The sequence below is a fragment of the Vibrio mimicus CAIM 602 genome (genome assembly GCF_000338875.1).
In the GTDB taxonomy this organism is placed as follows: domain Bacteria; phylum Pseudomonadota; class Gammaproteobacteria; order Enterobacterales; family Vibrionaceae; genus Vibrio; species Vibrio mimicus.
Window position 1 is genome coordinate 1 of sequence record NZ_AOMO01000119.1, and the last position, 554, is coordinate 554.

General features: G+C 40.5%; 1 rRNA gene. It reads left to right on the top strand.

The window, feature by feature from the left end:
• Positions 1-129: 129 nt before the first annotated feature.
• Positions 130-245 (top strand): 5S ribosomal RNA (gene rrf / locus D908_RS00010).
• Positions 246-554 lie beyond the last annotated feature (309 nt).

Below are 554 nucleotides of genomic sequence, written 5' to 3' on the forward strand. Positions count from 1 at the left end.
GCTAACCTGTACTAATTGCCCGTGAGGCTTAACCATACAACACCCAAGGGGTTTTGTAGTGGACTCAATAGCTAAGCGCATAAGAATRTGTGTGAGAATGAAAACAGCTTTCCGAATTTTAAGAATTTGCTTGGCGACCATAGCGTTTTGGACCCACCTGATTCCATCCCGAACTCAGAAGTGAAACGAAACAGCGTCGATGGTAGTGTGGGGTCTCCCCATGTGAGAGTAGAACATCGCCAGGCTTTAATTCCGACTGGTCTAGCAATAGACAAGTCACCATAAAATTCTAAAAATTTTAGAGTTTTATGTTGACTTTCAAAGTGGGAAGCGTATTATACGCACCTCGCTGACGTGCTAAGGCACTGAAAGCCAAGCTCTTTAACAATATAAACCAATCAATCTGTGTGGGCACTCGTTGATGATAATCGCAAAAGATTTATCAATGAACTGAGTGACCATTTGAATGAGCAATCATTCAGCACAGTCAATTCAACATTACAATGTAATGTTATCAGTATTCATTGAGCCAAAACTTTAATTGAAGAGTTTGA